The organism is Aeromonas sp. R2-2, from assembly GCF_040908355.1.
In the GTDB taxonomy this organism is placed as follows: domain Bacteria; phylum Pseudomonadota; class Gammaproteobacteria; order Enterobacterales; family Aeromonadaceae; genus Aeromonas; species Aeromonas veronii.
This window is the reverse complement of sequence record NZ_JBFODQ010000035.1, coordinates 1-13,879: the sequence shown is the minus strand read 5'-3', so window position 1 is coordinate 13,879 and position 13,879 is coordinate 1. Positions and strand designations below refer to the sequence as shown.

Annotated in this window: 10 protein-coding genes and 1 pseudogene; 7 read left to right on the top strand and 4 right to left on the bottom strand. The window is 56.8% G+C overall.

The window, feature by feature from the left end; translation table 11 throughout:
• Positions 1-54 precede the first annotated feature (54 nt).
• Together AB5Z09_RS06835 and pgi are read left to right on the top strand one after the other, a co-directional pair.
• Positions 55-891, top strand: a complete 837-nt coding sequence (locus AB5Z09_RS06835; protein ID WP_111901325.1) for a mechanosensitive ion channel domain-containing protein — start codon at positions 55-57, stop codon at positions 889-891.
• A 347-nt stretch (positions 892-1,238) separates the two neighbouring features.
• Positions 1,239-2,888: a glucose-6-phosphate isomerase gene (gene pgi, locus AB5Z09_RS06830; RefSeq protein ID WP_005339491.1), complete on the top strand. Its 1,650-nt coding sequence runs from the start codon at positions 1,239-1,241 to the stop codon at positions 2,886-2,888.
• A 160-nt stretch (positions 2,889-3,048) separates the two neighbouring features.
• Here pgi and ilvC read toward each other — a convergent pair whose 3' ends face one another.
• Positions 3,049-4,530 (bottom strand): ketol-acid reductoisomerase, encoded by a 1,482-nt coding sequence (ilvC, locus tag AB5Z09_RS06825; protein ID WP_139440740.1) that lies wholly within the window; start codon positions 4,528-4,530, stop codon positions 3,049-3,051.
• 221 nt (positions 4,531-4,751) lie between these two features.
• On the opposite strand from ilvC, the gene ilvY reads away from it, so the two are divergent.
• Positions 4,752-5,645 (top strand): HTH-type transcriptional activator IlvY, encoded by an 894-nt coding sequence (gene ilvY, locus AB5Z09_RS06820; RefSeq protein ID WP_042054778.1) that lies wholly within the window; start codon positions 4,752-4,754, stop codon positions 5,643-5,645.
• Here the strand turns inward: ilvY and AB5Z09_RS06815 are convergent.
• Positions 5,634-6,494 (bottom strand): hypothetical protein, encoded by an 861-nt coding sequence (locus tag AB5Z09_RS06815; RefSeq protein WP_236303324.1) that lies wholly within the window; start codon positions 6,492-6,494, stop codon positions 5,634-5,636. The two genes, ilvY and AB5Z09_RS06815, sit on opposite strands and share 12 nt — an antisense overlap.
• 192 nt (positions 6,495-6,686) lie before the next feature.
• On the opposite strand from AB5Z09_RS06815, the gene AB5Z09_RS06810 reads away from it, so the two are divergent.
• The 3 genes from AB5Z09_RS06810 (at position 6,687) to AB5Z09_RS06800 (ending at position 11,184) form a co-directional block, all read left to right on the top strand.
• Complete coding sequence (locus AB5Z09_RS06810; RefSeq protein WP_150390070.1) at positions 6,687-6,878, top strand: hypothetical protein; 192 nt, start codon at positions 6,687-6,689, stop codon at positions 6,876-6,878.
• Positions 6,879-6,951: 73 nt separating this feature from the next.
• Positions 6,952-9,534, top strand: coding sequence for a GNAT family N-acetyltransferase (locus AB5Z09_RS06805; RefSeq protein WP_368194927.1), 2,583 nt, complete (start codon positions 6,952-6,954; stop codon positions 9,532-9,534).
• A 441-nt stretch (positions 9,535-9,975) separates the two neighbouring features.
• The gene (locus AB5Z09_RS06800) at positions 9,976-11,184 is read left to right on the top strand and encodes a tyrosine-type recombinase/integrase (protein ID WP_368194926.1); all 1,209 of its coding nucleotides are present in this window, start codon (positions 9,976-9,978) and stop codon (positions 11,182-11,184) included.
• Positions 11,185-11,402: 218 nt separating this feature from the next.
• Here AB5Z09_RS06800 and AB5Z09_RS06795 read toward each other — a convergent pair whose 3' ends face one another.
• Complete coding sequence (locus AB5Z09_RS06795) at positions 11,403-11,858, bottom strand: hypothetical protein (RefSeq protein ID WP_368194925.1); 456 nt, start codon at positions 11,856-11,858, stop codon at positions 11,403-11,405.
• Between the two features lie 264 nt (positions 11,859-12,122).
• The gene (locus AB5Z09_RS06790) at positions 12,123-13,595 is read right to left on the bottom strand and encodes a hypothetical protein (RefSeq protein ID WP_368194923.1); all 1,473 of its coding nucleotides are present in this window, start codon (positions 13,593-13,595) and stop codon (positions 12,123-12,125) included.
• 128 nt (positions 13,596-13,723) lie between these two features.
• On the opposite strand from AB5Z09_RS06790, the pseudogene AB5Z09_RS06785 reads away from it, so the two are divergent.
• Positions 13,724-13,879, top strand: a pseudogene (locus AB5Z09_RS06785) (IS4 family transposase); the annotation flags it as partial.

The window sequence follows — 13,879 nt, the reverse complement described above, 5'->3', positions numbered from 1 at the left end:
CTGCGGTGTTAGATTTATCCACCATAAACCTTTTAGAACCTGACAGGACATCCTATGGAACCCGAAATCATTACCGAAGCGCAGACCTGGCTGGTCAATAATCAGGGACTGCTGATCGAATACGGCGTCAATATCGCCGCCGCCCTGCTGACCCTGCTGGTCGGCTATATCGCCGCCAACCTCATCAGCGGTGGCGTGGTCAAGGTGATGCAGGCCCGCAAGCTGGACACCACAGTCACCCACTTCGTCGGCAGCATCCTCAAATACGCCATTCTGGTGTTCGTAGTGATCGCCGCGCTGGGCCGTGTCGGGGTGCAGACCGCCTCCTTCGTCGCCATTATCGGTGCCGCCGGTCTGGCCATCGGTCTGGCGCTGCAAGGCTCGCTCTCCAACTTCGCTGCCGGCTTCCTGCTGATTATCTTCCGCCCCATCAAGGCGGGCGAGTTTATCGAAGTGGCAGGCACCGCGGGTGTGGTGCAGTCCGTTCAGCTCTTTACCACTACCCTCACCTCCGGTGACAACAAGATGGTGGTAGTCCCGAACTCCGCCATCCTCAACGGCACCATCGTCAACTACTCGCGCATGGATACCCGCCGCGTCGATATGACCTTTGGCATCGGCTACGGCTCTGACCTGCGCAAGGCCAAACAGATCCTCGAGCGTCTGGTGAGCGAAGAGCCGCGCATCCTCAAAGATCCGGCAGTCACCATCGCCGTTGCCGCGCTGGCCGACTCCTCGGTCAATATCGTGGTGCGCCCCTGGGTGAAAACCGCTGACTACTGGGGTGTCTGGTTCGACTTCCATGAGAAGGTAAAACTGACCTTTGATGCTGAAGGCATCGAGATCCCCTTCCCGCAGATGGTGATGCACATGCAAAAACCGCAGGCGTGATCGCGGTTCTGCTGCAACAGACAATGCCAGCCTTCGGGCTGGCATTGTCGTTTCTGGCCCCAGCCCATGGCCATGTCGATGCATAACCACGCCAACCGGATGAAAACAATTTCAGGCTATCGGGGTGGCCCCAATCATGAGCAAGCGCAAGATCCGCCTTGCTTTCGTGACACATAATCCCAATGTTCTGGTTGTATGCTCCCGACAGTGACCCATTGCGGTAAAAGACAATCGGTAAAAATCTGTTACACGGGCCGCCCGATCGGCTCGCTATAATGCTCGGATAATAAGGTTTGGCGGGACCTTGCCTGCAAGGTTCAAACACAACTTGGCATTTCAGGAATCCTATGAAAAATATCAATCCAACCCAAACCCAGGCCTGGCAGGCACTGGAAGCCCACTTTGCAGCAAACAAAGAGACCCGACTCAAGGATCTGTTCGCGCAGGACCCGAAGCGCTTTGACAAGTTTTCCCTCACCTTCGGCGGCGACATCCTGGTTGATTACTCGAAGAACCTGATCACCGAAGAAACCCTCAAGTTGCTGGTTGATCTGGCCAAAGAGACCGATCTTCGCAGCGCGATCGATGCCATGTTCAATGGCGACAAGATCAACATGACCGAAGGCCGCTCCGTACTGCACGTGGCCCTGCGCAACCGCTCCGACCGCCCCATCGAGTGCGACGGCAAGGACGTGATGCCGGAAGTGAACGCCGTACTGGCCAAGATGAAAGGCTTCTGCGAGAAGATCATCTCCGGCGAGTGGAAAGGCTACACCGGCAAAGCGATCCAGCATGTGGTCAACATCGGTATCGGTGGCTCCGATCTCGGCCCGGTAATGATCACCGAGGCACTGCGCCCCTACAAAAACCATCTGCAGATGCACTTCGTCTCCAACGTCGATGGCACCCACATCGCCGAGACCCTGAAGAAGATCGATCCGGAAACCACCCTGTTCCTGGTGGCCTCCAAGACCTTCACTACCCAGGAGACCATGACCAACGCCCTGACCGCCCGCGACTGGTTCATCAACATCGCCGGTGACAAGGCCCACGTTGCCAAGCACTTCGCCGCGCTCTCCACCAACGGCAAGGCCGTGGCCGAGTTCGGCATCGACACCAACAACATGTTCGAGTTCTGGGACTGGGTTGGCGGCCGCTACTCCTCCTGGTCTGCCATCGGCATGCCCATCGCCCTGTCTGTCGGTTTCGAGAACTTCGAAGCCCTGCTGCAAGGCGCCTTCGAGATGGACATGCACTTCGCCACTGCCTCCTATGAGCAGAACGTACCTGTGCTGCTGGCCCTGATTGGCCTGTGGTACAACAACTTCTACGGTGCCGAGTCCGAAGCCATCCTGCCGTACGATCAGTACATGCACCGCTTCCCTGCCTACTTCCAGCAGGGCAACATGGAGTCCAACGGCAAGTACGTGGATCGCAACGGCAAGCCGGTTGACTACCAGACTGGCCCCATCATCTGGGGTGAGCCGGGCACCAACGGCCAGCACGCCTTCTACCAGCTGATCCATCAAGGCACCAAGCTGATCCCCTGCGACTTCCTGGCGCCGGCCATCAGCCACAACCCGATCGGTGACCACCATCCGAAACTGCTGGCCAACTTCTTCGCCCAGACCGAGGCGCTGGCCTTCGGCAAGAGCAAGGAAGAGGTTGAAGCCGAGTTCCTGGCGGCTGGCAAAACCCTGGAGCAGGTCAAGGATCTGGTGCCGTTCAAGGTGTTCGAAGGCAACCGCCCGACCAATTCCATCCTGTTCAAGAGCCTGACCCCAAAAACCCTGGGTGCCCTGATCGCCATGTACGAGCACAAGATCTTCGTACAGGGCGCAATCTGGAACATCTTCAGCTTCGACCAGTGGGGCGTGGAGCTGGGCAAACAGCTGGCCAACAAGATCCTGCCGGAGCTGGGCAACAACGAGGCTGTCACCAGCCACGACTGCTCCACCAACGGTCTGATCAACACCTGGAAAGCGTGGAAAGCCTGATTTATCGGGCCTTTCTGAATGCAAAAGCCCCGCTCGATGAGCGGGGCTTTTTTATTTATGGCTGTCGGGCTGGGTTTTCTGGCGGGCCGGTCGGGTGTCCAGTCCGACCGGCGACGGGGATCGTCATCCCCGCCCCTTCATCATCCAGCCCGATGCGGGCTTAACCGCCAACGGCGATGCGTTTCATGTCTTTCATATAACCACGCAGTACCTGGCCGATTTTTTCGATCGGGTGGTTGCGGGTCGCCTCATTTGCAGCCAGCAGCGTCAGGTTGTCGACGCTCTGCCCTTCCGCCTTGCTGGCACCCAGATCGCCCGCTTTCAGGGTCGGCATGAAGTGCTCGCGCAGCAACGGCACGGCGGCGTTGGCGAACAGGTAGTTACCGTATTCGGCGGTGTCGGAGATGACCACGTTCATCTCGTACAGACGCTTGCGGGCAACGGTGTTGGCGATCAGCGGCAACTCGTGCAGGGATTCGTAGTAGGCAGACTCCTCGTAGATACCGGAAGCCACCATGGTCTCAAACGCCAGCTCGACACCCGCCTTGACCATGGCCACCATCACCACGCCATTGTCGAAGTACTCCTGCTCGGCAATCTTGCCTGCAAACGCCGGCGCATTTTCGAAGGCTGATTTGCCGGTCTCTTCGCGCCAGGTGAACAGTTTGACGTCATCTTCGGCCCAGTCGGCCATCATGCCGCGGGAGAACTCACCGGCAATGATGTCGTCCATGTGCTTCTCGAACAGCGGGCGCATCAGGGTCTTGAGCTGCTCGGAGAGCTCGAAGGCGCGCAACTTGGCCGGGTTGGACAGGCGGTCCATCATCAGGCTGATGCCACCCTGTTTCAGGGCTTCGGTGATGGTCTCCCAGCCGAACTGGATCAGCTTGCCGGCGTAGGCCGGGTCTGTGCCTTCGGCAACCAGCTTGTCGTAGCAGAGCAGGGAACCGGCCTGCAGCATGCCGCAGAGGATGGTCTGCTCGCCCATCAGGTCGGATTTTACTTCCGCCACGAAGGAGGATTCCAGCACCCCGGCACGGTCGCCGCCGGTGGCAGAGGCCCACGCCTTGGCGATGGCCATGCCTTCGCCCTTGGGATCGTTCTCCGGGTGAACGGCGATCAGGGTCGGTACACCAAAGCCACGCTTGTACTCTTCACGCACTTCGGTACCCGGGCACTTGGGCGCCACCATCACAACTGTGATGTCGGAGCGGATCTGCTGACCCTCTTCCACCACGTTAAAGCCGTGGGAGTAGCCCAGCGCGGCGCCCTGCTTCATCAGCGGCATCACGGTTTTCACTACGTCGGAGTGCTGTTTGTCCGGAGTCAGGTTCAGCACCAGATCAGCGGTCGGGATCAGCTCTTCATAGGTGCCGACCGCGAAGCCGTTGTCGGTGGCTTTCTGCCATGAGGCACGCTTCTCGGTGATGGCGGCCTTGCGCAGGGCGTAGGAGATATCCAGCCCGGAGTCACGCATGTTCAGACCCTGGTTCAGACCCTGGGCACCACAGCCCACAATCACCACCTTCTTGCCCTTCAGCACGTTGCAGCCGTCCGCGAACTCTTCGCGCTGCATGAAACGACACTTGCCCAGCTGGGCCAACTGCTGACGCAGGTTCAAGGTGTTGAAATAGTTAGCCATGGTGATTGCTCCGTTCGATTGATTCCATGCCGGATAGCGGCGTTGTCTGAACCACTATAGCGCGGGACACTTATTGCCTGAACTGATATATTCGAAACAGTACGTTGCAATAACTGAAAGACTCACTCTTCATAATTGCCTGCTGAATGTACCGCGAGATGGCAGAAACAAGCCGCCAACCGCTGGGTATCGGGCACACAAGCCGCGCCAGGAGCTGAAAGATGGACCTTCGCAATCTCGAGCTGTTTCTCCACCTCGCCGACTCCCTTCATTTCGGCAAGAGTGCCGATGCCATGGCTGTCAGCCCCTCCACCCTGAGCCGCGCCATCCAGCGGCTGGAGCAGGAGACCGGCTGCATCCTGTTCGAGCGGGACAACCGCTCGGTTCGGCTCACCCCCGCCGGCGAGAAGCTGCGCGAATTCGGCGGCGGCCTGTTGCAGGAGTGGCGTCAGCTCAAGCAGGAGCTCAAACGCAGCGATGAACCGCTGCAGGGGCGGCTCCGGGTCTTCTGCTCGGTCACCGCCAGTTACTTTCTGCTGCCCGAGGTACTGGAGCGCTTTCGCCGCCGCTACCCCCAGCTGGAGATCAAGCTGGAGACCGGCGACCCGGCGCTGGCGGTGGACAAGATCCTGGCCGATGAAGCCGATCTCGCCATCGCCGCCCGTCCCGATGCCCTGCCCGCCAAACTGGAGTTCGCCAGCCTGCAACTGGTGCCGCTGGTCTTTATCGCGCCGCGCAATGCCCCGCAGCTGAACCAGTGGTTCCGTCAGGGCGAGCCGAACTGGGAGCAGCTGCCTGTCATCCTCTCCGAGCAGGGGCTGGCCCGCAAACGCAGCGATCAGTGGTTTCGCAACAAGGGGATCGCCCCCAACATCTATGCCGAAGTGGCGGGTAACGAGGGGATCGTCGCCATGGTGGCACTTGGTTGTGGCGTAGGATTGGTACCAGCGGCGGTAATCGACCATAGCCCGCTCGGCGACAAGGTGCGGATCATCGACCTCAAGCCAGCCTTCAAGCCATTTGATGTGGGGATCGGGGTGCTCAAGAAGCGGCTGGAAGAACCGCTGATCCGCGCCTTCTGGGATACCGCGCAGAATCAGGGCTCACTGCGCTGACACCGGTTTATAGATAAGGGCCGGATCGGCCATCATGATGCGGCTGGGCAGCGGCAAGTCGGGGTTGTGCAGCTCGAGGCGCACCCGTTCATCCAGTTTCAGTCGCCGAATGGTGCTGCCAAATCCCTCTTCAAAGACCCGGTCAAAAGCGCCGGATTGCCGCGCCCGCAGCAGGCCAAGCTCGATGCGCTGCGCCAGCTCCGGATAGTTGGGCGAGACGAAAAACAGCAGAGCCAGCGGATAACGAAACACCAGACGGGACTCGATGGCGAGATCCGGATGTTGCCTGAGCTCATCCTCGATCTCGATGACCGAACGCAGGAAGCAGTCAAAGCGCTTCTTGCGCAACATGTTGAAGAGCGCCTCATAAAGATTGCCCACCGTCACCTTGAGGCCGTTGGCCCGCAGCAACTGGGTGTCTGGCCAGGATCTGTGCTGACCGATGGAGAGTCCGGCGCGATGCCAGTCCGCCAACGATCCGATCGCGGCAAAACGTCCCTCATCCCCCTGCCGAACCAGACACACCCGCCACCCCAGCAGCCCCTTGGCCAGCGGAATGTGGATTGCCAGCAACTCCCGCTCTCGCTCCCCATCCGGGGCAAAGACACCGACCTGAACCAGCTCACCGCTGCGCAGCTCCTTCACCGCCCGCCCCTGCTCCATCTGCGGGCTGGATACCAGCTGATAGGGGCCATATTCGGGCACGGTGAGATCGAGGGAGAGGCGCAGCAACTGGACGACGGCGGGGTTGGGATGATCCAGCAGCAGATTCCAGGCGCGGATAGGCTGCTCGGTTGCCGATACGCCAACCGTCCACAGTGCCATGCACCACCACCAAACTCTGATCATCCTGTGCACCATCCGTGCCTCGTGCTCCTCGCCATACTATAACGCCAGCCAGCGCCTCAACGGCGCCCTCTCTGAAAGATGTGTGAGCGCTCTCGTGTCAAATCTCATGTCAAAAGTGACAATAGGCAAACCCGACAAGTCATCGCAGACTGGGCGTTCATCAACAAACACCAAGGCGCAGGGAGGAGAGCCATGAAACAGCATCTGGTAGAGATCAAGGGTTCAACCCTGTTTGACGAGTATCTGCAGAGCATGGGCGTGCCCAGTACAGCGCTCGATCGGGAGCAGGATATCTATCTGCAGGAACGCCACCTAGGAGCCATTCGCCGGGTGCAGGGCGAACTGCGCTTTTATCTGCGTGCGAATGCCCTGAAAAAACGGTGATCAGGATCCGGTCACAGAACCCGCAGCAAAGGCGTATTAGACTGGTATCTTCCCCCTTTTGTCGGGAGTGCCCATGAAAGCAAGCGGTCTGGATCGGCTGTTCAAACCCCACTCAATCGCCGTGATCGGAGCCTCGACCGACCCGCTCAAGGCGGGTCATGTGATCGTGCGCCACCTGCTGGCGGGCCAGTTCAAAGGGCCCATCCTCCCCGTCACCCCACGTAACAAGGCCATCGCCGGCGTGCTGGCCTATCCCGATATCGCCAGCCTGCCGCTGACCCCGGATCTCGCCATCATCTGCACCAGACGGGAGCGGGTCCTGCCGTTGCTGGAAGCGCTCGGCCAAAAGGGCGCGGGAGCTGCCATCATACTGGCCGCCGACTTTTCCCCCGAGGAGCGGCTGGAGCTGAAACGGGTCTGCCAACAATATGGCATTCGCCTGCTCGGCCCCAACAGCATGGGGATGCTGCTGCCCGGCCAGGGGATCAACGCCAGCTTTTCCCCTATTGCCGCCAAGCCGGGACAGGTCGCCTTTCTCTCGCAATCCGCCGCCGTCAGCACCACCATTCTGGATTGGGCCAAGCAGCATGAACTGGGCTTCTCCGCCTTCATCTCCCTTGGTGATCACTGCGATATCGACTTCGGCCAGCTGCTGGATCAGCTCTCCCGCGACAGCGTCACCCGCGCCATTTTGATCTATATGGACAAGTTGCACGACGCCCGCCACTTTCTCTCGGCAGCGCGGGCAGCCTCGCGCAACAAGCCGATCCTGGTGCTGAAAAGCGGGCGCCACGATCCGGCCCATGGCCTTGACAATGTCTATGATGCCGCCATCCGCCGTGCCGGTATGCTGCGGGTGCGGGATACCCACGAACTGTTTGCCGCGGTCGAAACCCTCAGCCACTCCATGACCCTCAAGGGGGAGCGGCTCGCCATCATCTCCAACGGTCGCGGGCTGGCCAATATGGCAGTGGATGTGCTGCTGGAGCGGGGCGGCAAGCTGGCTCGCCCACCGCTCGATATCGGCAGCGATGCCACCATCACCACCTATCAGGAAGCGCTGGACAGCGTGTTGCAGGAAAATGGCATCGACGCCATCCTGATCATCCACGCCCCCTCGCTCACGGCACCGAGCGCGCCGCTGGCCAGCCATCTAATCGCCCATCTGAAACAGCATCCCAGAGCGCGCCGTTTCAATATCCTCACCAACTGGGCGGGCGAATACTCGGCGCAGGAGGGGCGAAAACTCTTTACCGAGGCGGGTTTCCCGACCTACCGCACGCCGGAAAGCGCCATGGCCGCCTTCATGCACATGGTGGAATACCGCCGCAACCAGAAGCAGTTGATGGAAACCCCGGCGTCACTGCACGGCAACCAGCTCAATGTCGAGCTGTGCCAGCAACTTATCCGTCAGGCGCGGGAGCGCAAACAATTGAGGCTGGATACCCATCTGGTGCATCCAATTTTGCAGGCTGCCGGCCTCTCGACCCTGTCAACCTGGATCGTCACCGACGCCATCGAGGCGACCCTGACCGCCGAGCAGATCGGCTATCCGGTGGCGGTAAAACTGCGCTCGCCCGATATCCTGCACAAGTCTGCCGTACACGGAGTGGTACTCAATCTGCGCACCTCGGCCGAAGTGGCACAAGCTGCAGATGCCATTCTGGACAGGGTCAAACAGCATGATCCGGGCGCCCGCATCGAAGGCTTGCTAGTGCAACGCATGGCTCGCCGCAGCGGCGGCCTGGAGCTGCGGGTGCGGATCCAGCAAGACGCCATCTTTGGCCCCGTCATTCTGCTGGGTGAGTCGGGCGCCGAACCGCAGGAGATGGTGGCAGCCTTGCCACCGCTCAATCAGGCACTGGCTCGTTACCAGATCATAGGAGCCCTCAAGAGCCGCAAGATCCGTGAGCAGGCCACACCGGAACGACTGGATATCGATGCCCTCGGTCAAGTGCTCTGCCAGCTCTCCGAGCTATTGCTCGCCTTTCCTGAGATTCAGGAGCTGGACCTGCACCCGCTGCAAGCATGCGGTGCAGAGATGGTGGTGCTGGATGCCAGCCTCACACTGGCTGACCACGCCATCCCGACCAGCAACCGACTGGCGATCCGCCCCTATCCTACCGAACTGGAGGAGGGAGCCTGGCTTAAAGATCAGCGCCATATCCTGCTGCGCCCAATCCGGCCGGAAGATGAACCTGCTCACAAGCAGTTCGTGCTGCAGGTCTCCGATGAAGACAGGTACAAACGCTTCTTCGCCGATGTAGGCGAGCTGGGCCATGAAGAGCTGGCTCGCATGACCCAGATCGATTACGACCGGGAGATGGCCTTCGTAGCGGTGGGGCAAGATGGCGAGCTGCAGGATCAAATCCTCGGCGTGGTACGCGCTATCTCGACCCCGGACCTGAGCGATGCCGAGTTTGCCATTCTGGTGCGATCGGACTTGAAAGGGGTGGGTCTCGGCAAATTGATGATGGAGAAGATCATCCGCTACGCCAAAGAGCAAGGGATTGGCCAGCTATCCGGCATGACCATGCCCAGCAATCGCGGCATGGTCAACCTCGCCAAACGGCTTGGCTTCAAGATCGACGTGCAAATGGAAGAGGGGGTGGTCAATATGGAGCTGCCCTGTAATAGGCAAGCGGCACAAGCCTGATTTGGCCGCCTCGAGACTCGCTCAAGTGACTTCGAATGAAGCCAACAAGGCTCGGATATAGCCCGAAAATGGTGGAAATAACCGGCTATCTGGCACTCTCTCGGCAGGTAAAAACCAAACGTTGGCTATTTAACACGCTAAAAATACAAAAGCCCGGTCGTGAGACTGGGCTTTGTGTTGGTTCTGGTGTGCAACCATCGGGGTCAGTGGGTCAAAACGCCCATAGCAAAAAGGCCTTCCCAATCGGGAAGGCCTTCAAATTAGTGGCGGAGCGGACGACCGCTATAAATCAGTCCAACCCCACCCAACAAAACCCACATAACCAAACATAATCAAAAAGTTACAATAACACCAAGTTCATTACCGTCCAATGCCACCTAATCATAGCTAGCGAACAGTGGCATACTGGATGGCATACCATTCTTTTATCAAGGATCTGTTATGGCACTACTATCTGATGCAAAAGCGCGTAGCATCAAACCCGACGATAAGCCGATACCACATGGGGGGATCACCGGGCTCATTCTGCACCCCTCAACCACGAAAGGTCGCGGGAAATGGGTATTACGCTATGTCAGCCCTGTGACTGGCAAGCGCCGTAACGCTGGTCTCGGTATCTACCCTGATATCTCGATTGCAGATGCGGGTAACCTGGCACGCCTGATGCGTGAACAACTGGCCAAGGGGCTCGACCCCCTGGAAGTAAAGAAAGAAGAAGCCAGTAAGCCTGCAATCCCCACTGTGGAGATCGCCGCTCGTCAAGTGCACGAGCAGTTGTTACCAGGCTGGCGTAACCCAAAGCATGGGAAGCAATGGATCTCCACACTAGAGCAATACGCCTTCCCTCTCATCGGCCGGCAACCTATCAACGGCATCACCCCGGCGCATATCGCCAGCGTCTTGCAGCCTATCTGGCTGGCAATACCGGAAACCGCCACCCGTGTGAAGCAGCGACTTCATGCTGTGATGGCCTGGGCATGGGCTCATGGCTTCTGCCAAGCGAACCCTGTCGATGTCGTGGATAAACTGCTACCACTACAGCCCAGTAAAGCTATCCGCACTCAGCACCAACCTGCGATGGATTGGCGGATACTACCTGCGTTCTATCACAAGCATTTGGCGAATGCTGCGCATTTCGACACAAGCCGAGCCCTGCTCTCATTCGTTATTTTCACGGCATGCCGCTCTGGCGAGGCTCGGAAAATGCGCTGGGAAGAACTCGATATGGACGCTGCAATATGGACCATTCCGGCTGACAGGATGAAGACGCAAGTCGTGCACCGAGTCCCGTTATCTCTTCAAGCGATGAAGGTCTTACAAAAGGTGCGGGGGCTGCATGATGAATGGGTTTTCCCGTCGCCACGTAAACAGGTACCACTCACCGATATGGCGCTGACTACCTTACTCAGAAGGGTAGAGGCCCAGAGTACGACGCCCGGACGACTAGCTACTGCTCATGGCTTTCGCTCCACGTTCCGAGACTGGTGCAGCGAGCAGGGCTACCCCAGGGACTTGGCTGAGCGAGCGCTCGCACATCTGATCCAGAACAAAGTCGAAGCGGCTTATCACCGCACAGACTTGCTGGACCAGCGTCGACCCATGATGGATGCCTGGGCTGAGTTTGTGGCTGGCCATTTGCAGGTTGAATAAAACGAAAGCGGCCTTGCCGGGCTGCTTTCTTTTTTTGCTTTTCTTTCACTTATCTTAATAATGCAGGGAAACGGCTTTGCCATCTGACGGGCAACAACGCTGATACGGCGTCTTTCCAGGTCATTCGCCTTGCTTGTCTGGTGGCCTGTTGCAGGTGCACCTGACAGACCTTCTGCGTTTTGCACACATTATCCCATTATCAAATATCCCCCTCTCAATTAGATCGAGTTATCTGGGCCTACAGCTATATTTAGGCTGTGACGTGCCGAGGGAAGTCTGGGCAATTCAGATAAAGGAATGACATTTTGCTCAATCAAGCGCTGCTGCCAGCCGGTTACACAGTGGGTGATTTTTGATATGTGTGTTGTGAGAACCGCCAGCGAACCAGGTGTTATCCACATCAACTGTCTGCACTGCGTGAGCAGGGCCTTGATCACCGCCAGCGACGTGATCACCTCAACCAAAAGCGCATGGGTATCAGAAGAGACCCGACAGCCTTGCCCCTCGCGGTTAATACTCACCACCGCTCTCAGGGTTCTTGTCATTTCCGATATAATAGTACTGCCCGTAGTACACTGAGCACATTCAGGCAGATTCTGATGAAGTGGCCAATAAAAGACGTAAAGGGCAACAATATCACCATATACGACTGTGTATTCGTCATCATGACTCATAAAATTACCATCCCATTACTTTTGTTGCCAACCTTGGTTATTTATCAGGCTGCCGATAAATGGGGAGGTGAAAAAAAGCCGCGCAGTCAGCAGGCACTCTCGGCTCTACTCAAGAGTGCCATACACGACCGATTATCAGCTATAGATATTATCACGCCGTTAACCCTGTTAATGCGGGTTGGCGCGTTGCGCCAACCCGCTCCCCCCCTCTCACACCAAGGCTCAGGTTTTATGCCGTAGCGCAAGTTGCTCGCAATGCATAAACTACCTCTCAATTACTATCCCAGATAAAAAGCCATCTGTTGTATAGTTTACTGTGCGAGATGAAGTGTATTTTCCAGTGGAATCAATCTCAGTATAGGCAAGTCTTAATTGGATGACCTTCCCAACATCTGCGTCCTTTATTGTATAATCAGGAACAATGCCCGGCGTAACAACAGGTTTAAATGGCTCGCCATTCCAGCTGTATTTCGTCGCATCCTTCATCCCCAGCCCATACTTAGCACTATATCTAGCCGATATCGAAGAGCCGACGTACAGGCCTTTCTCCGAAGCCTGGAACTGAGGTGAAGAAAACTGGTTGGAGCTAAAACTAATGGTATCATAGCAATAACCGAGCCCGCTAGGTCCCAAGCCAAGTTCTTTGGTGGTCACTGTGGTAGTTGGTCCTGTGACCCCGGAACCATTGGTTGGAATAACCTCTATCTTTAGCTCCTTGCTTAAGACGCACGGTAAAGGAATCAGCCCATCAGTCAATACTTTTTGGGCAGACAGGGTCCAAGTTTGCACATCAGGCGTCTTTAAATAGAACTTAGCAACTGACATATCGATGACATTACCGCCATTGGCCTTAAAAGTATAGTAAAGATAATCACTATTATTGCGCTGATATTTGATATCGGAAGATAACCCACTTGTGATACTAACCGTTGGTTTGGCGCTCGGGTTAGATATTACAGGCGCAGTACCTGTTACTGCCTGCGTTACAGCACTGCCTACAGAATCTGAAAATTGGCCTTCGCTATTACCAGCCCGAACCAACAACTCCAGCCTCTTGCCATACAAACTCGCAGGGATAGTGTAAGGAGGGATAGCAATGTAAACAGATGAGTCATTATATATAATGCGGCCACCGTATGTATTAATATAGTTTATTTTATCACTATTGCTATCCGCTCTATATTCACGCCATGCAAACCTGGTGTTGGCACCTAGTGGATATACTGCATCATAATAAGTATATGAACCAGTAACCACCTGGCCAACCACGGTGCCACCTGGGGCTGATATGGCCACATTGGACACTGTGGGCTTATTGTTTGGGTCTACAAACAGAACATCTGGAAACCCGCCGGTATTAAATACTTGACCGGCAACACCCGCACCATTGACTGGCATTATCTTAAAACTAGGACGACCGTAGACATTATTCGGTAAAATCTGTTCGGGCACAGTCCCGTTGATAGTCTTGCCCTGTTTAACCAAGGTGTTACCAAGATAAAACTCATATGTTGATTTATCGCCATCGGCCCCACCTGCGCGATCCAATTGGTATGGAAATGCACTAATCGTTCGTTTTCCCGTCGGCGTCGGGCGGATAAATTGAGAAATAACTGGAGGCAGGAGAGGATTATAGATATACCCCTCTATCTGCTTGACAACCGGTGTGCCAATTCCACCATAATGACTCACAGGTAAAATACCGAGCTCCAACTTTCTTCCTGCATAGCCAGCCATGGAAAAATCAGGCACCCCTCCCAGATTGGTCTGTACCCTTAACCATCCCCTCATATGAGCGAGGCGTGGCGCGGCTTCTGAGGTATGATCGCCATCCTTGACCAGCTAATACCCAACAGACTATCCCCATGTTTAACCACGAACTAATCCTCAACCACATCGACGATATATTTGGACAGGACATGCATGCTAAGCGTGTTCTTTCCCTCGCCAATGCTACCCTCGGGGTTATCGAGTCAGGTTCACTGGCCATCCACGCCATCGGTAGTGGCCTCTCCTTGGCC

Bases quoted from the DNA above. Each gene is read 5' to 3' on its own strand.
- AB5Z09_RS06835 (WP_111901325.1), top strand. From the start codon at position 55: ATGGAACCCGAAATCATTACCGAAGCGCAGACCTGGCTGGTCAATAAT.
- pgi (WP_005339491.1), top strand. From the start codon at position 1,239: ATGAAAAATATCAATCCAACCCAAACCCAGGCCTGGCAGGCACTGGAA.
- ilvC (WP_139440740.1), bottom strand. From the start codon at position 4,530: ATGGCTAACTATTTCAACACCTTGAACCTGCGTCAGCAGTTGGCCCAG.
- ilvY (WP_042054778.1), top strand. From the start codon at position 4,752: ATGGACCTTCGCAATCTCGAGCTGTTTCTCCACCTCGCCGACTCCCTT.
- AB5Z09_RS06815 (WP_236303324.1), bottom strand. From the start codon at position 6,494: ATGATCAGAGTTTGGTGGTGGTGCATGGCACTGTGGACGGTTGGCGTA.
- AB5Z09_RS06810 (WP_150390070.1), top strand. From the start codon at position 6,687: ATGAAACAGCATCTGGTAGAGATCAAGGGTTCAACCCTGTTTGACGAG.
- AB5Z09_RS06805 (WP_368194927.1), top strand. From the start codon at position 6,952: ATGAAAGCAAGCGGTCTGGATCGGCTGTTCAAACCCCACTCAATCGCC.
- AB5Z09_RS06800 (WP_368194926.1), top strand. From the start codon at position 9,976: ATGGCACTACTATCTGATGCAAAAGCGCGTAGCATCAAACCCGACGAT.
- AB5Z09_RS06795 (WP_368194925.1), bottom strand. From the start codon at position 11,858: ATGAGTCATGATGACGAATACACAGTCGTATATGGTGATATTGTTGCC.
- AB5Z09_RS06790 (WP_368194923.1), bottom strand. From the start codon at position 13,595: ATGGCTGGCTATGCAGGAAGAAAGTTGGAGCTCGGTATTTTACCTGTG.